Consider the following 17,019-nt stretch of genomic DNA (forward strand, 5'->3'; position numbering starts at 1 on the left):
GCTCAGTCCTTCGCGTCGGGCCAGTCTTGCAGCATCTGTTCGAGTTCCGCGAGTTCCTGCTGGTCGACCAGTTTACTGCCGGTGAACATATTGACGGGCAGCGGCGCGTCGATCTCCATCACGCGGCGTCCGAAGTCGCGCGCAAAGGCGGCCAGGGTCGTCACCTTGTCGAGCTGGGCGCGGTAGACCTGCACACCGTGCTGCGCATGCTGCGACACCATCTGCTTGTCGAGCATGCGTTCAAGCGTCTTGCGGGTCGAAGAAAACGACCAGTCCAGTTCCGCGACGGCGCGCTCGTGCAGTTCGCGCGCGCTCAGGGGCTGGTCCTTCCAGAGGACTTTGAGCAGGCTCAGTTCTGAAACCGAAGGAATGACCGACATGACGATGCTCCATTTGTGACTGATAGGGCAAGTATGCGACATTTGTCACACAAGGTCAAGCGCCACTGGATTCAGTCGGATATGCAGAACAGCCCCTGCTGCCTGCGGCTGGCAAAGGACAGCACGGCGATCAGCTTGTGCAGCAAGGTGCGTTCATCCGCTTGCAGGCTGGCGTGCAGCAGCGGCAGCAGCGCGTCGAGGGCCCGTTCGATGTCGCCCAGGTCGAAGGCCTGGTCGTCGAACAGCTTGGACATCCGTTCGATCAAATCATCATCGCCGCGTTTGACAAGGCGCGCGAAGGCGGGCAGCTCGCCGAAATCGATGCTGCCGACGTGATCGCGCGGGCCATCACGCCAGTTGCCGGGGCCGACGTAAAGATCATATGCCACGCCGCGCCCCGGGCATCACGTCAATCCAGATGGCGCAGCGGATGCGCGGCTGCCGGCCACACCGGCGCAAAAAAGCGCTCGACCATCGGCGCGTCGACCTGATCGAGGCTGGCCGGATTCCACTTGGGCGCGTTGTCCTTGTCGATGACCAGCGCGCGCACGCCTTCGAGCACTTCGCCGTGCTCGAAATTGTGGCGCACCACGGTGCGTTCCATGCGCAGGCAATCGGCGACATCGAGTGCTGCACCGCGCAGCAGCAGTTCGCGCGTCACGCACATCATCAATGGGGAACGCTGGCGCATCGCGGCCAGCGCCTTTTGCGCGAACTCGCCGTCATCGCCTTCGAGCGAGGCCATGATGGCCGCGACCGAGCCGGCGCCGAAATGGCGGTCGATGCCATCGCGCTGCGCGGCCAGGGTCGATGCGCCCGCGTCAGCGGAAAACGGCGCTGCAAACGCACCGATGGCCGCGCGCAGCTGCGCGCCCGGAGTGGCCTCGATCAGTTCCTTGAGCGCGCCCATCTGCGCCTGCGGCACGAACAGGTCGGCCAGCCCGACGTACAAGGCATCGGCCGCGCCGATGGTCAGGCCGCTCAAGCCCAGATACTGCCCCAGTTGCCCCGGCGCGCGCGACAGGAAATAGCTGCCGCCCACATCCGGAAACAGGCCGATATTCACCTCGGGCATGGCCATCTTGGTTTTCTCGGTGACGATGCGGATGCGGCACTCGGGACCGCCCTGCGCAATGCCCATGCCGCCGCCCATCACCACGCCATCCATCAGCGCGATATATGGCTTCGGGTAAAAATGAATCAGGTGATTGAGCGCGTATTCTTCGGTGAAAAAATCTTCCAGCAGCGCGCTGCCGCCCATCGGCGTGGCATGGCCGCAATCGTGGAAAAAGCGGATATCGCCGCCGGCGCACAGCGCTTTGTCGCTGCTGCTGCCAATGACCACGGCATCGATGGCGGGATCAATACGCCATGCGCTTAACACCTCAGTGAGCTCGCGCACCATCGCCAGCGACAGCGAATTGAGGGCCTTGGGACGGTCGAGGGTAATCATGCCGGTACGGTTGGCAACGCGGGTCTGGACGAATTCGCTCATGGCTGGCTGATGGAAGAGGAAAAGAGCGCTATTTTATCGCGCATGGATGCAAAAAGGGCGCCACGCGGGCGCCCTTTGGCGAGTGGGACGGGGCCTGCTTATGCGGCCGACGGCGTCTCTTCTTCAGGCATCTCTTCAGGCAGGTGCTTGATGGCCTGGTGATTGTGGTCCTGGATCTTGTTTTTGTACTTCATGACCTGACGATCCAGTTTGTCGATCAGGGTATCGATGGCGGCGTAGAGATCGTGCGACAGGCTTTCCACATACACGGTTTTGCCCGACAGGCGCAGGTTGATCTCGGCCTTTTGACGTTTTTCTTTTTCCGTCAGATTGTCGACGGTGAGGATGACTGCAATATCGATCACTTGATCGAAATGGCGCCTTACGCGCTCAAGCTTGCTTTGTACGTATTCACGGATGGCTGGCGTTACTTCAAGATGATGTCCACTGATTGTGAGATTCATACATACACTCCTAATGATAATGGCACTTCTTGTTACTATCGGTTCGTACGCATGGCAGCGCAGAGGAACAGCGTTATTACTGCACGGACGATCTGGTCATGCTGGTCCGAAAAATTGCCAATCGATTAATGGGTTTAATGGTATTCAACTCCTTCATTTTTGTACCCGAGCAACTTTCCCTCGTGTAGAACCAAGTGTATCAGTTATTCGGCATAGCACAAGGTAAGCACAAAGACGCCAGGAATCAAGGGGAAATAGGCGATATATTCGCTGCGGTATATCCTCGCGATACCGCGGGGATCGGAAAGTAGCAGGTATGTAAGTCGATATATATAAGACAACGGACTTCCCCTACAATCGCTTCCCCCGCCAATTTCCCGATGCCGATATGTTCAAACGCTCCGCCTTCATCTCCCTGCCGCGCCTGCTCCTGGCCGGCGCCCTGTGCGCCAGTGCCCCAGCCTTTGCCGCCCTCAGTTTCGACCTGAGCGTCGCCACCAAATACAAGGTCGCCTCGCACGGCGACAATCCGCCACCGGACGAGGTCAAGCAGTACAAGGTTTTGCTGGGCGAACGCTATTTGTCGGTGAGCAGCGCGGGCGAAACGATGATTTACGACCTGGCGAACCGGCGCCGCTATCAGATCGACCTGGCCAGTGGCAGCTATGTCGACTACTCGCTGTTCGATGGCGTCGGCTTTCGCATGCAGGAATTGAAAAACCGGGCTTCCATGAACAAGGCCCTGATCATGGCCAACGTCGAACCGCCCTCGTTCGACCCGGTCTTCGACGAGCATAATTTGTCGATCACGTCGGCGCCACGCAAGCTGTCCGAATCTACCGAGGCCGGCGCCACCGTGCTGGCGGTCGACGGCAATCCCTTGGCGCACATCCCTGCCGGCGGCACCCGCGTCAACGCCGGCGACGCGGCCCTGTTCGAGCGCATGATGCGCTACCGTTTCGGCGGCCATCCGCTGGTGCTGGCGCGCCTGGCCAGCGAAAAGCGCGTGCCGGCCGGCTTCGTGATGCACCACAAGCAGGTCGGCCACAGCCAGACGCGTACCTATACGGTCAGCGCGCTCAGGCAAAGCGCTCCGGCCAGCTACGACCTCAAGCCGTACAAGCCGCGCGCGGCAGCGGCTAACGAACTCGATCAGCTGCTCGACAAGGCGCAGGCGAATGCGGCCCCGCCGACGGCGGCAACCAGGCAAGCGTTCGAGACCGGGATCGCACAAGCGTTCGCCGACAAGCGCGCCTTCGACGCCATGCTCGGCATGTCCGAATTGGCGTTTGTCAGCGGTGATCCGATGAAAATGCCGACCCCGGAGCAGAAGGTGCTGCTCAACGCCGACCCGCAAGTGCGCGCGTTTGCGGCGGCGATACGGTCCAAGGGGAAGGCGGAGATGGAGGCGGCGCTCGCCACGCTGCAGGAACTGCGCAAGCTCAACACCCACAAACAGCACATGCTGGCGTTGTTTGAAGCAAATTGGCGCGCCAAGCTGGGCGACGTACGCGGCGCGCTGCCGCTGTACGCCAGCGTCTTGCGCGCCAATCCGGCGCTGGCCGGAGCCTACAAGGATATGGGCGACGCGCTGTTCAAAAGCTATGACATGGCGCGTGCCTGGCGCAGCTGGGACGCCGGCCGGCGCATGGCGCCGGGGCTGGAACAGTTCAAGGCGGTCAACCAGTACGAACAGCTGCTGCTGCGCGAGCACCCGGAGTTTTTCTAGGCACCGCGCAACCCTGAACGCCCTACAGGCACTTGCGCAGGGCGACCGGCGGAATCTTGAGCGCTTCGCGGTACTTGGCGACCGTGCGGCGCGCGATCACCATGCCCTGCTCGCCCAGCATGTCGGCGATCTTGCTGTCCGACAGAGGGCTTTTGGGATCCTCGGCGCTGGTCAGCTGCACGATCAGCGCGCGGATCGCCGTCGATGACGCTTCGCCGCCCGCTTCGGTGGCCACGTGGCTGCCGAAAAAATACTTCAGCTCGAACATGCCGTGCGGCGTCATCATGTACTTTTGCGTGGTCACGCGCGAGATCGTACTTTCGTGCAGCCCGAGCGTGTCGGCGATTTCGCGCAGCACCAGCGGACGCATCGCCACCGCGCCGTGCGAGAAGAAATTGCGCTGGCGTTCGACGATCGCTTCGGCCACCCGCAAGATGGTATCGAAGCGCTGGCGCATGTTCTTGATCAGCCACTTGGCTTCCTGCAGCTGCGCGCCCATCTGCCCTTCGCCCTTGCCCTGCTTGAGCAGCGCGGCGTACATGCTGTTCACGCGCAGGCGCGGCATGACGTCGTTATTGAGCATCACCGACCAGCCGTTTTTCGCTTTGCGCACGATCACGTCCGGCACCACGTAGTCCGACACGTCGGACGCGAACTCCGCGCCCGGATGCGGATTGCACTGGCGGATCACGGTCTGCGCCTCGCGCAAGTCCTCGTCGTCGCAGTCGAGCGCTTTTTTCAGCTTGTTGAATTCGCGCTGGGCGAACCAGGTCAGATGGTTCTCGACGATGGTCAGCGCCATGCGCCGCGTCACCAGCGCCACGCCCGGCATGCGCCGGATCTGCAACGCCAGGCATTCGGACGCATTGCGCGCGCCCACGCCGATCGGGTCGAAACTTTGCAGCAGCGCCAGCGCGGTGCGCAATTCCTCGATTTCGATTTCCAGCTCGGGCGGCATGCGCTCGTGGATCTCTTCCAGCGTTTCGGTCAGGTAGCCATTGTCGTCGACGGCGTCGACGATCAGTTCGACCAGCGCGCGGTCGCGCGGCTCCAGCACGGTCACGCGCATCTGCTCCATCAGGTGCTCGCGCAAGGTGGTGGCGGACGCTTCGAGCTGCGGGCGCGAATCCTCGTCGTCGGAGGTCTTGGCGCGGCCGAGGTCGCCCCATTCGCCATCGTTGTCGCTGCTGCTGGCCGGGCTATCCGCCTCGCCGCCCTCGAAGCCTTCGCCTTCGGCCGGCGCCGGCGCATCCTGCGCCCCCGGCTCGGGCGCCGCTTCGGTCGGCGTCGAGGTGCTGCTGATGGCGCCATCACCGAGCAGGCGCACCGAATGATCGAGCGGATCGTCGAGCCGTTCGAGCAGCGGATTGTCGCTTAACAGCTGTTCCAGTTCCTGGTGCAGTTCCAGGGTCGACAACTGCAGCAGCCGGATCGACTGCTGCAGCTGGGGCGTAAGGGCGAGGTGCTGGGAGGTGCGTAGTTGAAGGGACTGTTTCATGCCTACATCCGGAAATGTTCGCCCAGGTAGACCCGGCGCACGGATTCATCGGCGATGATGTCGTCGGGTCGACCGGAGGCGAGCACCGCACCCTGGTTGATGATGTAGGCGCGGTCGCAGATGCCCAGCGTTTCGCGCACGTTATGGTCGGTGATCAGAACGCCGATGCCGCGCTGCTTGAGGAAGCGCACGATGCGCTGGATCTCGATGACGGCGATCGGATCGACCCCGGCGAACGGTTCGTCGAGCAGCACGAAGCGCGGGTTGGTCGCCAGCGCGCGCGCGATCTCGACCCGGCGCCGCTCGCCGCCCGACAGCGTCATGGCCTGGTTTTCGCGCAGTTTTTCAATTTGCAGGTCGGCCAGCAGGGTGTCGAGGCGTTCGTTGATCTGGGCCTTGGTGAGCGCCTTGCCGTCCACCTTTTGCAGTTCCAGCACGGCGCGGATGTTTTCTTCGACCGTCAGCTTGCGGAACACCGACGCTTCCTGCGGCAGGTACGACAGGCCGAGCGTGGCGCGGCGGTGGATCGGCAGGCTCGAAATATCGACCCCGCTGATGTCGATGGTGCCCGCATCCGACGGCACCAGGCCGACGATCATGTAGAACGAGGTGGTCTTGCCGGCGCCGTTGGGGCCGAGCAGTCCGACCACTTCGCCGCAGTCGACCTGCAACGAGACGTCGCGTACGACCAGGCGCTTGCCGTAGCTTTTCTGCAGGCCGCGCACGATCAGCGTGCTGCCGCAATTCTTCGTTTCGATCATGGGTTTCCCGCCGCTGGCGTGGTGGCCGGTGCTGGCGCCGCTGCGCCCGGTGGCGTGGCCGGTGCCGCGCGCGGCTTGCGCGGCGCGATGATCATGGTGCCACGGCCCTGTCCCGGCTTGTTGGCGCCGCTGGCGTCGTTACGAGCCACGAAGACTTCCTTGCGGCTGTCGTAGGAAATGAATTCGCTCTCGATTTCGTTGGTCGGCTTCTGGCCTTCCAGCTGGCGGATCTTGGCGCCGGAGAAGAGCTTCATCATGTCGTTGCGTTCATCGTATTCGATGCGCTGGGCCTGGCCTTCGATCCACAGGTCCGGGCCGCCGTCGCGTTTCTGGCGGAACGTGGCGGCCTTGCCGGCGCTGGCGGTCAGGGTCACGAACATGTCGCCTTCGGGCGTTTCCTTGATGATGGCGCGGTCGGACTTGAGGATCAGGGTGCCCTTGGTGACGACCACGTTCCCGGTCAGTATGGTCACCTGGGTCACTTCGTTGGTTTCAAGGGAATCGTAACCGATCACCGCCTGTTTGGCGGCATCGGCCTTTTCGGCGGACGCGGTTGCCGCGGCCAGGCCGAGCAGGGCGAAGGCTAGAAATTTTTTCATTGTGGTTTACCTGTGATGGGTGGCGCTGCGCGCGCCGCTTTCGATGGATAGACGATCTGCCCGCGGCTGGCGAACTTGAGCTCGCGCGTCGCGTTGTTCGCGTCCATGCCGGTCCCGGTGATGGTGGCGGTGCCCAGCGTGACCTGGACCGGCTGGTCGGAGGTCATGCGGTCTTCGTCGGTAAAAACGGTCAGCGCTTCGGTCTTGAGCTGCATGCCGCGGTTGGTGGGCGACTCGGGCCGCACCACGTTGACATTGCCGATCAGGTCCGCCTGGTTCTGGGCGTGGCGGATGCGCGCGCGCTGGGAAGTGATGGTGGTGACCGGCTGGCCGGGCGCGACACCCTGCAGCACCGGCAGTTCGACGTCCGAGGAATCGTCGATCGGGCGGTGCGTGAGCTTGGCGCCGGAGACCAGGTAGCGCGGCTTGCCCTCGGGCGTCATGCGCACGAAGCTGAATTGTTCGACGATGTAGTCGGGTTCATTCTTGAAACTGTTCGGATCGACCGACGCGTCGCCGTTTTGCGCCAACTGGACCAGCCAGAAGGTGCCGAAGGCGAAGAAGGTCCCGACCACCATGATCGCGGTCAGGCGCCAGCGGTGTGCGGTGCGCTTATGCATGGTGGTCTCCCGTGGTTGGCATCAGGCGAAGTACGGCGCCAGGGCCGCCTCGTAGGTGCCCTGCGCGCGCATGACCATGTCGCACACTTCGCGCACGGCGCCGCGTCCGCCGCCGGCCTTGGTGACGTAATGGGCGCGGTACTGCACTTCCGGGTGGCCGGTCGGCACGGTAACGGCAAAGCCGACTTGCAGCAGCAGCGGCAGGTCGATCACGTCGTCGCCAATGTAGCCGCACTGCGCGGCCGTCACGCCGGTCGCTTCGAGCAGCTTGGCAAAAGCGACGCGCTTGTCGTGGATGCCCTGGTGGACATGCATGATGCCCAGGTCGGCCGCGCGCCGCACCACGATCGGCGACTGGCGCGCACTGATGATGGCGGTGGCAACCCCGCTCTTTTGCAGCAGCTGGATGCCCAGGCCATCGAGCACATTGAACGTCTTGGTCGCTTCGCCATCGGGGCCGTAGGTCAGGCTGCCGTCGGTCAGCACGCCGTCGACGTCGAAAATCATGACCTTGACGGCGGCGGCGCGTTGCAGGTGTTCGAGCTGGATCATTTAAATTACCTTCGCGCGGGTCAGGTCGTGGATATGCAGGGCGCCCACCAGCTTGCCGTCGGCGTCGACCACCAGCATCTGGTTGATACGGAATTCTTCCATGATGGCCACCGCATCGACCGCCAGCTGGTCGGGACCGACGCGGCGCGGGTCGGCGTGCATCACGTCGCGGATCGTGATCTTGGTGAAGTCCTGCACGCGCTCGATGAGGCGGCGCAGGTCGCCGTCGGTAAATACGCCGACCGGGCGCTGGGCCTCGTCGACGATGGCGGTCATGCCCATGCCCTTCTGGGTGATTTCGAGCAGGGCCACCGACAGCGACACGTCGGCGTTCACCTTCGGCACCGCGTCGCCGCTGCGCATGACGTCGCGCACGTGGGTCAGCAGGCGCCGGCCAAGCGCGCCGCCCGGATGCGAGCGGGCGAAGTCTTCTTCCTTGAAGCCGTGCGCGTCGAGCAGGGCCACGGCCAGCGCGTCGCCCAGCGCCAGCGTGACGGTGGTGCTGGCGGTCGGCGCCAGGTTGAGCGGACAGGCTTCCTTGGCCACCGAGACGTCCAGGTGCACGTCGGCCAGCAGCGCCAGGCTCGATTGCGGGTTGCCGGTCATGGCGATCAGCGGCGCGCCCATGCGCTTGATGATCGGCAGGATCGCCATCAGTTCGGCCGTCTCGCCGGAGTTCGAGATGGCGATGAAGGCATCCTGCGCGGTGACCATGCCAAGGTCGCCGTGGGCCGCTTCGCCCGGGTGCACGAACATGGCCGGGGTGCCGGTCGAGGCCAGGGTGGCGGCGATCTTGCGCGCGATATGGCCCGACTTGCCCATGCCGGAGACAACCACCCGCCCGCCGCACTCCATCAGCAGGCCCACGGCCTGGCCGACGCTGTCGTCGGTCTCCAGGCGTGCGTGCAGGGCGCGGATGGCGTCCGCTTCGATTTCGAGCGTCTCGCGGGCCAGTTGCATGGCGCGTTGCGTGAGGTTTTTGTCAAAAGCTTTCAGCATTGTTTTTTCATGGGTTACACTCATGGCAGAAGTATAAACGAATTGCGAAAGCAAAAAACTTGCCAGACGCAGAAATCGCCGGGAACCCCGCAAAACCGTAGCGAGCGGTGTCAGTTTTGTTCGAGACGCGCAGCCGTACGAAGGTACGGCGAGCATCGCAGGGCAAAAATGACGTTGCGTAGCAGGTTTTTCGAGGTCCCCGGTCGTCATCCCGTGTTTTCGCCCGGCCTTTACCATTCCTTTACACGGCAACGCATGTTTTCAGGACTAGAACTCACCCTCCTTCTGTTGGGCAGCGCCGTACTGGGCGTGGTCGCTTTCCGCATGATGCACCTGCCGCCCATGCTCGGCTACCTGGCCGTCGGCATCCTGATTGGCCCGCACGCCCTGGGCCTGGCCGAAAACAGCAAGACCACCGAAACGCTGGCCGAATTCGGCGTTGTTTTCCTGATGTTTTCGATCGGGCTGGAATTCTCCCTGTCGCAGCTGATGGCGATGCGGCGCATCGTGTTCGGCCTCGGGATGGCCCAGGTGGTGCTGACCATCGTGGCCACCGTGCTGTTCGGGTGGCTGCTCTCGACCCAGTTGCCGGCCTCGCTGAAGATCACCTGGCAGGCCGCGTTCGCGCTGGGCGGCGCGCTGGCCATGTCGTCGACCGCGATCGTGGTCAAGATGCTGACCGAGCGGCTCGAACTCGAAAGCCAGCATGGCCGCAAGATCATCGGCATCCTGCTGTTCCAGGATCTGGCCGTGGTGCCGCTGCTCATTCTCATTCCTTCGCTCGGCAAGCCGCCCGAGGAACTGGCCGAAACGCTGGCCTGGGCCGGCCTGAAAGCGGTGATCGTGCTGGTGCTGCTGCTGTTCATCGGCCAGAAGGTCATGCGCACCTGGTTCACCATCGTCGTCAAGCGCCGCTCGCAAGAGCTGTTCATGCTCAACCTGCTGCTCATCACCCTGGGCGCGGCCTGGATCACCGAGCACGCCGGCCTGTCGCTGGCCCTGGGCGCGTTCGTGGCCGGCATGCTCATTTCCGAGACCCAGTACAAGCACCAGGTGGAAGAAGATATCAAGCCATTCCGCGACGTCCTGCTCGGACTGTTTTTCATCACCGTCGGCATGCTGCTCAATGTCGGCCTGGTGCTGGAAAACTGGTGGCTGGTGCTGTTGCTGCTGGTGCTGCCGGTGCTGCTCAAGTTCGCGCTGATCGGGGTGCTGGCCAAGCTGTTCGGCGCGTCCGATGGCGTGTCGATCCGCACCGGCCTGGCGCTGGCGCAGGCGGGCGAATTCGGCTTCGTGCTGCTCAACCTGACCTCCGGCGCGCATCTGATCGACGACTTCATCATCCAGCTGGTGCTGGCCTCGATGGTGCTGTCGATGCTGGTGGCGCCGTTCATCATCGCCAAGTCGGACCAGATCGTGATGAAGGTCTCGTCCAACGAATGGATGATGCAGTCGCTCCAGCTCACGCAAATCGCCAGCCGCACCATGTCGACCCAGAAGCACGTGATCATCGCCGGCTTCGGGCGCAGCGGCCAGACCCTGGCGACCTTGCTGACCGAGGAAAAAGTGGCTTACCAGGCGCTCGACCTGGACCCGGAACGGGTGCAGGAAGCGCAGGCGGCCGGCGCGCATGTATCGTACGGCGATGCCGCGCGCCGCGAAAGCCTGGTGGCGGCCGGTATTTACCGCGCCAGCGCGCTGGTGATCACGTATGCCAGCACGCCGTCGGCGATCAAGGTGCTGCACCTGGTGCACGAGCTGGCGCCGACCTTGCCGGTGATCGTGCGCAGTTATGACGATACCGATCTCGATGTGCTGAAAAAAGCCGGCGCGGCGGAAGTGGTGCCGGAAGCGCTGGAGGGCAGCCTGATGCTGGCCTCGCACGCGCTGGTGATGATGGGCGTGCCGCTGCGGCGCGTGGTGCACCGGGTGCAGAGTGCGCGCGACGAGCGTTACGCGTCGCTGCGCGGGTATTTTCATGGCACCGGCGACGCCAGCGACGATCCGGAGCACTTGTTCGTACGCCTGCATTCGGTGACCTTGCGCGAAGATGCGGCCTCGGTCGGCAAGCGCATCGACCAGCTGGAGCTGGCCGAATTGGGAGCCGACGTGACCACGGTGCGGCGCGGGAAGGAGCGGCTCGATGTCACGCCGCTCACGCAGCTCGAAGTGGGCGATGTGGTGGTGCTGCGCGGCTCGGCCGATGCTGTGAACCGGGCGGAGGAACGTTTGCTGCACTAGCCTCGTCAGTTGAACGACACCACCCGGTTGCGCCCGCCCTCCTTGGCCTTGTAGAGCGCCGTATCCGCATGCGCCACCAGCGCCTGCGCCACGCCCTCGATCGCGTGATCGCGCTCGAAATCGTCGAGCGTGGCCACCCCGATCGACACCGACACCGCTAGCCGCTCCCCGCTTGAGAGCATGAACGGCGTCCCGGCAATGCTCTGCAAGATCCGCTGCGCCACCTGGGTCGCGCTGTCGAGATTCGCATCGATCAGCAGCACCACGAATTCCTCGCCGCCGAAACGCCCCAGCGCGTCCGACAAGCGCAACTCGGCCTTGATGCGCGCAGCCACCTCGCGCAGCACTTCATCGCCGCCCTGATGCCCGCTACTGTCGTTGACCTGCTTGAAATGGTCGATGTCGATGTACAGGCACGAAATGCGGTACGCCTGGCGCCGCGCGCGGCCGATTTCTTCCAGCAGGCGGCGGTCGATATAGCGCCGGTTGTACACCCCGGTCAGCGAATCGGTCAGCCCGATATACTTGAGCATCTCGTTGCTGATCACGTTCTCCAGGCAGATCGCGATGATCGATGCCATGTGCTCGATGAAGTCGGTGGCCATGGCCGGCGTAAAACGCGTGTCATCCAGGCTACCCAGATTCAGGCTGCCGATCAGGCGCTTGTTGCGCAGCAGCGGCACCAGCGCGATGCTTTGCAGGCCGGGCGGCTGGTGCGGGAACATCGGCTGGTGACCGGCCGGGTGATAAGGCCCCAGCATCGGCTTGGGTGGCCCCGTGAACACCTCGCTGCGCGAAGGCACGAAGCCCAGCGCCGCCACCGCGTCCACGAAAATCATGTGCGGGAAATCGTTGAAGTCCACGCCCAGCTTGTCCATCACGGTGCGGATGTCGGCATCTTCGTCGACCAGGCTCAGTGTCACGATATCGAGTCCGGCTATCGCCGGCAGGCTGCGGAAGATGGTGCCGACCAGTGCCTGGAAGCTGTCGGAACCGACGATCTCCAGGTCGAACGCCTGGTGCCGGCACATGATCTCGTGATTGCGCTCGGCCTGCTCCACCAGGTAGTCCAGGCGCGCGCGCAAGGACTCGTTTTCGGCTTCCACATCGCGCGCCGGAGCGCCGGGATCATGCATACGGTTCCCACCTTTTTTCTGTCGACCTCGACAATAGTGCCACCTTACGCGATCCAGCCCGCCTTGAAAACGAAAAATTCACCCGGATCGCATATGGCGGCGCCGCCAACAGCGCCGCCGCGGCCTCAGAATGCGAGCGTCATTGTCACCGGTTGGCCCACTTGCAGGCGCTCGCCATCCCCGTCGGTGACGATCGCATTCATGCCGAAGCAGATCTTGTCGTCCATGACGGCCTTGCTGCGGTAGGTGCTCAGGATGTCGAGCGGATCGGGACCCGGCTCGCCGCTGGCCTGGTCGACCGCCGGAATCGGGCAGCGCGAGCACGGCTTGACCGGTTTCAGGCGCGCCGCGCCGAGCGCGAAATGGTCGGCGTAATCCTCCTCGAAGGCGTCGATGCCGTCGATGACGATATTCGGACGAAAGCGGTTCATGGGCAGCGCCGCGCGCCCGGCCGCCTGCATCTTCTGATTCAGGTCGTCGAGCGAGGCCTGGCCCACCACCAGCAAGGGATAGCCGTCCGAAAACAGGGTCGGCTCGGCCAGTCCGCCGGTCCACTTGGTGCTCGAAAAACGGGCGGCGGTGGCGTGGAAGCGCACCAGCCGGCACGGGACGCCGATCGCCTTCGAGAACCAGGTGGCGGTGGTGTCGTCGCAGTCGTAGGCCAGCACGGTGTCTTCCCATACCGTCACTTCGCGCGTGATTTCGTGGTCCGGGTCGGGCAGCCCGAGCGCTATTTCAAGGCGCAGCATGCCCGGCGCGCGCAGTTCCAGCGTGTCCGACAACAGGCGCGGCGTGATCAGCGCCATGCGCGGATGCTCGCGCTGCGTGAGGAACTGCCCGTTTTCATCGATGAGCATCCATTCGCGGTCGTACACCGCGTCGACCGACAGGCCGGAACGGGTCAGCGTGGCTTCGCGCACGGAGATGCCGGCGCAGGATTTGATCGGGTACAGAACCAGTTCGGACAGGATCGCCATCGTGTTTGTGCGGTAGTGGAAAGGTGGGACAAGTCTATCTCAGTTTTTGTCCCATGGCGCCGTTCCACTCAGTTCGGCCGCCAGGAAATCGATCATGGCCCGCACTTTGGCGCGGAGCTGGCGCCGGCTCGGGCATACCGCCAGCAGCTCGATATCGGGCAGGTGGTAGCCGGGTGGCAGCGCCACCATGCGCCCGGCGCGCAGGTCGGGGCCGATCGGGAAGGTTGGCTGGCACACCACGCCCAGAGCGGCCAGTGCGGCTCAAGCGCTTCGGCACGCCGGACGAAGTGGCCAGCGCGGCGCTGTATCTGTCCGCGCCGGAATCGGCCTTCGTGGCCGGCACCGGGCTGATTCCCGATGGCGGCATGAGCCAGCTGTAAACATGGTTCGGGCTGGCGGCAAGCGATTGGTGTACATTGGCATCCTCGTACCGACCTCCATATTGGACACAGCCTGATTGATGCGTCATTTTCTGTTCCCCGCCTGCCTGCTGCTGGCCCAGCCGGCGCAGGCACGCGCTGCCTCCCCGGTCCGCATGCCAGCGTCCGTTGTCGCCGGCTCCTGCCCGGCGCCGCAGTGGCCCGCGACCCGCATGCGCATCGAAGAGGTGGGCACCGTCAAGATCGCGTTCGTCATCGGGCCCGATGGCCGCGTGCTCGATTACCGTATCGAGCAAAGCGCCGGCCACCGCCTGTGGGATGAGGCCGCGGTCAAGGCACTGTCCAGATGCCGCTTCCTGCCGGGCCGCCTCGACGGCAAACCGGCGCGAGACATTGTCAAAATGAAACACACCTGGACGCTTGATTAAGCCGGCGCCCGGCGCATGCTTGTGTTGCCGACAATGAAATACAAGCAGACTGCTTGTTTCCCTGACACAAGGAAACACGGGAAACTGTGTCTCCCCAACCCTTTTTCTTGCCTTAAAGCAGTTAAAAACATGATGTTGTCACGCAACCAGTGTAGATTTGCAAGCTTGCGGTTTTACTCATTCACGCTCAAGGACAACTTATGTTGAAAACCCGTTCTTTACTCGGTGCCAGTGTGCTGCTGATGTCATCCGGCGCACAGGCTACCGAACCGGCAGGGCTGAAAAGCGCCCTCGCCGGGGAACGACTCGGGCTGGTGCCGGCCATGCAGTTCCGGCTCAGCAATGGCAACTGCCCGGACTGCGTCACGGTCAAGCAAGGCTTATGGTATTTCAAGAATGAAGTGCTGGCCGTGCCGCTGCCGTCGCAGCCGGTATCGAGCTTCACGCGCGGCGGCGATATCGTGCGCGGCACCAAGGAATGGGCGCCGGACGGCACCCGCGACCAGCTGGCGCTCCCGGGCCTGGTGTGGCTGGGTGCTCCGCACATTCTCGATGATGCCCACATCCTGCCGGACGGCGCCCACGTGCGCACCACCGACGATGCCGTGACCGACCTGGCGCTGGCGCCCAAGATCGCCAGCAACCTGTCGTACTGGGACCCCAAGACCACCGCCTTCTTCGCCAGGCGCGAAGTGCGCATGCGCGGCACCTACAGCGAAGCGGACGGCAAATCGTCGTTCGTCGCGCGCACCGTGTGGCCGAAGGACTTCACGATCGACCAGGCCAGGATGCGCCCGCAGCCGCTGGCCAAGGATGAAACCTTCGCCACCTGGGTGCGCGCGGAAGGCGGCGGCGCATCGAGCCCGTTCTCGACCCGCCTGCTGTGGGAGCGCAAACCCGGCCAGACCCGCCAGTGGCAGGAAAAACCGGTGCTCGGCGTGATGCTCAATGGCGCCCAGGGCGACGACGACGAAGCCTACGGCGGCCACTTCGCCGTCGCCACCGGCCACCTTGGCCGCGAGGGCGAGTGGTCGGACTGGATCGTCAATAACTTCTACAACCTCGATTCGGTCAGTGAAAAAGGCATCATCGCCGCGCCCGTCCCGATGGATAACTACCTGATGGACCTCAACAGCGGCCAGCAGTATTACCGGCCGTCGTACATGCTGGTGGCGGTATTGAGCAACGCGCGCACGGCGGCCGCCTACCAGGGCGGCGTGCAGCGCGTGTTCAACCACTTCTACCGCCACGACTTCACCTACCAGCATGCGAAGGCCAACTGCGCCGGCATCAGCCTGGACGTGTTCAAGGGCCTGGGCTGGAATATCCCGCAGCGCGGGCCGACCAGCAATATCAAGGCGCTGGGCGCGTACGCTTACCTGTCGGCCAAGGACATGAGCCTGGCCAGCGGGCGCAAGATCTACGATTACCTGACCGAAGAACAGGTGCGCCTGTATCCGGCGGTGGCGTTCGAGGCGGCCGGCAACGACCTGCTGCAGCTGGTGGGCGCCACCAAGGGCAAGGCGCGCAAGCTGACGGCCTACGAAAAGCAGCTGCAGAACGATATCGAGGCGCTGGTGCTGGTGCGCATTCCGCAAGTGCCGTCGAGCCGCGTGATGGGATCGAACCCGGTGTTTTCGTTCAGCGAATTCATGAACCGTACGCCGCCCAACCAGGCCGACTGGAAAATCGTCCCGGTCGGGCCGCGCCCCTTCCCTGAAGCGCTGCGCGACGCCGATACGCCGCCGCAGAAAACATCGAGCCTGGTGCCGCTGCCGGTGGCCGGCATCGCCTTCGGTGGCGTGATCGGCCTGGGTGCGCTGATCCGGCGCCGCCGCAAGCCGCGCGCGAGCGAGGGCGGAGATTCCAAAGCCTGACGAGAAAGCAGCATGATCGGCAATGGCGCCTGCGATGAAGATCGCCGGCGCCATTTTTTTTGCGGCAACAAAGCAAGAAATTTTTCATAAAAAGATCAGCAAGATCAATGATGCCTTACTAACAATTTATATAATACGCAAGGCGCATCACCCATGCGACATTCCGGGGGCCACCGGTGCCATGCTCGGCTTCGTTCAAGCGTGCTCCCGCGACTGCGGGCACCTTGGCTCCTTGTCCAATCTGACCTGCATCGAAGGCAGTCATGAAAAAAACCGTGAAGTTTCTCCTGATGTCTCTGATGGCGCTGCAGCTGCTCTTCGTCGGCGCTGCGCATGCCTCGTTCCGGGTCGTCCTCAATGTGAACGAGTCAATGGTGCCGGACCGCCCGTATTTCTCTCCCAACGGTCGCTATTTTGTCGTTTTCCAATCGACTGACGGCAATCTGGTGGTCTATCGCGGCTCCGAGCCATTGCCGTCGAACGCTATCTGGTTCTCCGGGGCCCGCCAGGGGACGCAAGCCGTGCTCCAGAATGATGCCAATTTCGTCATTTACCGAGGCGAGACCATTCCGCAAAACGCGGTGTGGGCCAGCAACACGGACATGATCCCGAATGGGATGGCGCCGCCATTCGTATCGCTGAGCGATGACGGCTCATTGACAGTAGCCGTCTGGGGCGCACAAGTTAAATTCCAGACGCCGCCCGATGCCACCGGTCCAAATTGCACAGTGCGTCAATATCCCATCTGCGTTTTCCCAGGCACCTTCAACCAGTTCAATAGCTTCGTTCTGGCATGCACCATCGCCGAGGCCCAACGGCAAGCTGCCGCAACGGGCGCGGTCTTTGGTACTTGCCACTAAAGCAGAAATTTACGCTACCGGGC

The 17,019-nt window shown here is 63.4% G+C and carries 18 protein-coding genes and 1 pseudogene; 6 read left to right on the forward strand and 13 right to left on the reverse strand.

From position 1 onward, the window contains the following. Positions 1 to 2: 2 nt before the first annotated feature. The 4 genes from PO883_RS03110 to hpf form a co-directional block, all read right to left on the reverse strand. Complete coding sequence (locus tag PO883_RS03110) at positions 3 to 380, reverse strand: BlaI/MecI/CopY family transcriptional regulator (protein WP_167093661.1); 378 nt, start codon at positions 378 to 380, stop codon at positions 3 to 5. 71 nt (positions 381 to 451) lie between these two features. Beyond that, on the reverse strand, positions 452 to 769 hold the full coding sequence (locus PO883_RS03115; RefSeq protein ID WP_289308452.1) for a hypothetical protein: 318 nt from the start codon (positions 767 to 769) through the stop codon (positions 452 to 454). 20 nt (positions 770 to 789) lie between these two features. Then, entirely contained in the window at positions 790 to 1,875 is a 1,086-nt protein-coding gene (locus PO883_RS03120; protein ID WP_289308453.1) for an enoyl-CoA hydratase/isomerase family protein, read from the reverse strand. A gap of 98 nt (positions 1,876 to 1,973) precedes the next feature. Next, entirely contained in the window at positions 1,974 to 2,339 is a 366-nt protein-coding gene (gene hpf / locus PO883_RS03125) for a ribosome hibernation-promoting factor, HPF/YfiA family (protein WP_289308454.1), read from the reverse strand. A 388-nt stretch (positions 2,340 to 2,727) separates the two neighbouring features. Between hpf and PO883_RS03130 the strand changes: the two genes are divergently transcribed. Next, complete coding sequence (locus PO883_RS03130; protein ID WP_289308455.1) at positions 2,728 to 4,068, forward strand: hypothetical protein; 1,341 nt, start codon at positions 2,728 to 2,730, stop codon at positions 4,066 to 4,068. A 22-nt stretch (positions 4,069 to 4,090) separates the two neighbouring features. On the opposite strand, the gene PO883_RS03135 is transcribed toward PO883_RS03130, so the two are convergent. Genes PO883_RS03135 through PO883_RS03160 form a run of 6 tightly spaced genes read right to left on the reverse strand, consistent with a single transcriptional unit; the run spans position 4,091 to position 9,121 of the window. Further along, entirely contained in the window at positions 4,091 to 5,566 is a 1,476-nt protein-coding gene (locus tag PO883_RS03135; protein WP_167093671.1) for an RNA polymerase factor sigma-54, read from the reverse strand. Between the two features lie 2 nt (positions 5,567 to 5,568). Then, positions 5,569 to 6,327, reverse strand: coding sequence for an LPS export ABC transporter ATP-binding protein (gene lptB, locus PO883_RS03140; protein WP_289308456.1), 759 nt, complete (start codon positions 6,325 to 6,327; stop codon positions 5,569 to 5,571). Further along, on the reverse strand, positions 6,324 to 6,926 hold the full coding sequence (lptA, locus tag PO883_RS03145; protein WP_289308457.1) for a lipopolysaccharide transport periplasmic protein LptA: 603 nt from the start codon (positions 6,924 to 6,926) through the stop codon (positions 6,324 to 6,326). Before lptA ends, lptB begins: the two co-directional genes overlap by 4 nt. Beyond that, positions 6,923 to 7,546, reverse strand: a complete 624-nt coding sequence (gene lptC / locus PO883_RS03150) for an LPS export ABC transporter periplasmic protein LptC (protein WP_289308458.1) — start codon at positions 7,544 to 7,546, stop codon at positions 6,923 to 6,925. The genes lptA and lptC overlap by 4 nt, the downstream gene beginning before the upstream one ends. A gap of 21 nt (positions 7,547 to 7,567) precedes the next feature. After that, entirely contained in the window at positions 7,568 to 8,098 is a 531-nt protein-coding gene (locus PO883_RS03155; protein ID WP_289308459.1) for an HAD family hydrolase, read from the reverse strand. Next, positions 8,099 to 9,121: an SIS domain-containing protein gene (locus tag PO883_RS03160; RefSeq protein WP_373890025.1), complete on the reverse strand. Its 1,023-nt coding sequence runs from the start codon at positions 9,119 to 9,121 to the stop codon at positions 8,099 to 8,101. Between the two features lie 231 nt (positions 9,122 to 9,352). Here PO883_RS03160 and PO883_RS03165 point away from each other — a divergent pair, with 231 nt between their 5' ends. Further along, positions 9,353 to 11,338 carry a monovalent cation:proton antiporter family protein gene (locus tag PO883_RS03165; protein WP_289308461.1) on the forward strand — a complete coding sequence of 662 codons (1,986 nt, stop codon included), beginning with the start codon at positions 9,353 to 9,355 and terminating at the stop codon, positions 11,336 to 11,338. Between the two features lie 5 nt (positions 11,339 to 11,343). Here PO883_RS03165 and PO883_RS03170 read toward each other — a convergent pair whose 3' ends face one another. From PO883_RS03170 to PO883_RS03180, 3 genes are all read right to left on the reverse strand, one after another. After that, positions 11,344 to 12,474, reverse strand: coding sequence for a diguanylate cyclase (locus PO883_RS03170; protein WP_289308462.1), 1,131 nt, complete (start codon positions 12,472 to 12,474; stop codon positions 11,344 to 11,346). A gap of 125 nt (positions 12,475 to 12,599) precedes the next feature. Next, positions 12,600 to 13,451, reverse strand: a complete 852-nt coding sequence (locus PO883_RS03175; RefSeq protein WP_289308463.1) for an MOSC domain-containing protein — start codon at positions 13,449 to 13,451, stop codon at positions 12,600 to 12,602. Between the two features lie 39 nt (positions 13,452 to 13,490). Continuing rightward, a complete protein-coding gene (locus tag PO883_RS03180) occupies positions 13,491 to 13,688 on the reverse strand; it encodes a hypothetical protein (RefSeq protein ID WP_373890026.1) in 198 nt (65 codons plus the stop codon). A gap of 17 nt (positions 13,689 to 13,705) precedes the next feature. Here PO883_RS03180 and PO883_RS03185 point away from each other — a divergent pair. From PO883_RS03185 to PO883_RS03200, 4 genes and pseudogenes are all read left to right on the forward strand, one after another. Continuing rightward, positions 13,706 to 13,831: pseudogene (locus PO883_RS03185) on the forward strand (SDR family oxidoreductase); the annotation flags it as partial. A gap of 80 nt (positions 13,832 to 13,911) precedes the next feature. After that, a complete protein-coding gene (locus PO883_RS03190; protein WP_289308464.1) occupies positions 13,912 to 14,259 on the forward strand; it encodes an energy transducer TonB in 348 nt (115 codons plus the stop codon). Between the two features lie 200 nt (positions 14,260 to 14,459). Next, complete coding sequence (locus tag PO883_RS03195) at positions 14,460 to 16,136, forward strand: hypothetical protein (protein WP_289308465.1); 1,677 nt, start codon at positions 14,460 to 14,462, stop codon at positions 16,134 to 16,136. A gap of 263 nt (positions 16,137 to 16,399) precedes the next feature. Beyond that, positions 16,400 to 16,996, forward strand: coding sequence for a hypothetical protein (locus PO883_RS03200; protein WP_289308466.1), 597 nt, complete (start codon positions 16,400 to 16,402; stop codon positions 16,994 to 16,996). Positions 16,997 to 17,019 lie beyond the last annotated feature (23 nt).

Origin of the sequence: Massilia sp. DJPM01 (assembly GCF_030348125.1) — a bacterium.
Classification (GTDB): Bacteria; Pseudomonadota; Gammaproteobacteria; order Burkholderiales; family Burkholderiaceae_D; genus Telluria_A; species Telluria_A frigida.

Bases quoted from the DNA above. Each gene is read 5' to 3' on its own strand.
- PO883_RS03110 (WP_167093661.1), bottom strand. From the start codon at position 380: ATGTCGGTCATTCCTTCGGTTTCAGAACTGAGCCTGCTCAAAGTCCTC.
- PO883_RS03120 (WP_289308453.1), bottom strand. From the start codon at position 1,875: ATGAGCGAATTCGTCCAGACCCGCGTTGCCAACCGTACCGGCATGATT.
- hpf (WP_289308454.1), bottom strand. From the start codon at position 2,339: ATGAATCTCACAATCAGTGGACATCATCTTGAAGTAACGCCAGCCATC.
- PO883_RS03130 (WP_289308455.1), top strand. From the start codon at position 2,728: ATGTTCAAACGCTCCGCCTTCATCTCCCTGCCGCGCCTGCTCCTGGCC.
- PO883_RS03135 (WP_167093671.1), bottom strand. From the start codon at position 5,566: ATGAAACAGTCCCTTCAACTACGCACCTCCCAGCACCTCGCCCTTACG.
- lptB (WP_289308456.1), bottom strand. From the start codon at position 6,327: ATGATCGAAACGAAGAATTGCGGCAGCACGCTGATCGTGCGCGGCCTG.
- lptA (WP_289308457.1), bottom strand. From the start codon at position 6,926: ATGAAAAAATTTCTAGCCTTCGCCCTGCTCGGCCTGGCCGCGGCAACC.
- lptC (WP_289308458.1), bottom strand. From the start codon at position 7,546: ATGCATAAGCGCACCGCACACCGCTGGCGCCTGACCGCGATCATGGTG.
- PO883_RS03155 (WP_289308459.1), bottom strand. From the start codon at position 8,098: ATGATCCAGCTCGAACACCTGCAACGCGCCGCCGCCGTCAAGGTCATG.
- PO883_RS03160 (WP_373890025.1), bottom strand. From the start codon at position 9,121: ATGAGTGTAACCCATGAAAAAACAATGCTGAAAGCTTTTGACAAAAAC.
- PO883_RS03165 (WP_289308461.1), top strand. From the start codon at position 9,353: ATGTTTTCAGGACTAGAACTCACCCTCCTTCTGTTGGGCAGCGCCGTA.
- PO883_RS03170 (WP_289308462.1), bottom strand. From the start codon at position 12,474: ATGCATGATCCCGGCGCTCCGGCGCGCGATGTGGAAGCCGAAAACGAG.
- PO883_RS03175 (WP_289308463.1), bottom strand. From the start codon at position 13,451: ATGGCGATCCTGTCCGAACTGGTTCTGTACCCGATCAAATCCTGCGCC.
- PO883_RS03190 (WP_289308464.1), top strand. From the start codon at position 13,912: ATGCGTCATTTTCTGTTCCCCGCCTGCCTGCTGCTGGCCCAGCCGGCG.
- PO883_RS03195 (WP_289308465.1), top strand. From the start codon at position 14,460: ATGTTGAAAACCCGTTCTTTACTCGGTGCCAGTGTGCTGCTGATGTCA.
- PO883_RS03200 (WP_289308466.1), top strand. From the start codon at position 16,400: ATGAAAAAAACCGTGAAGTTTCTCCTGATGTCTCTGATGGCGCTGCAG.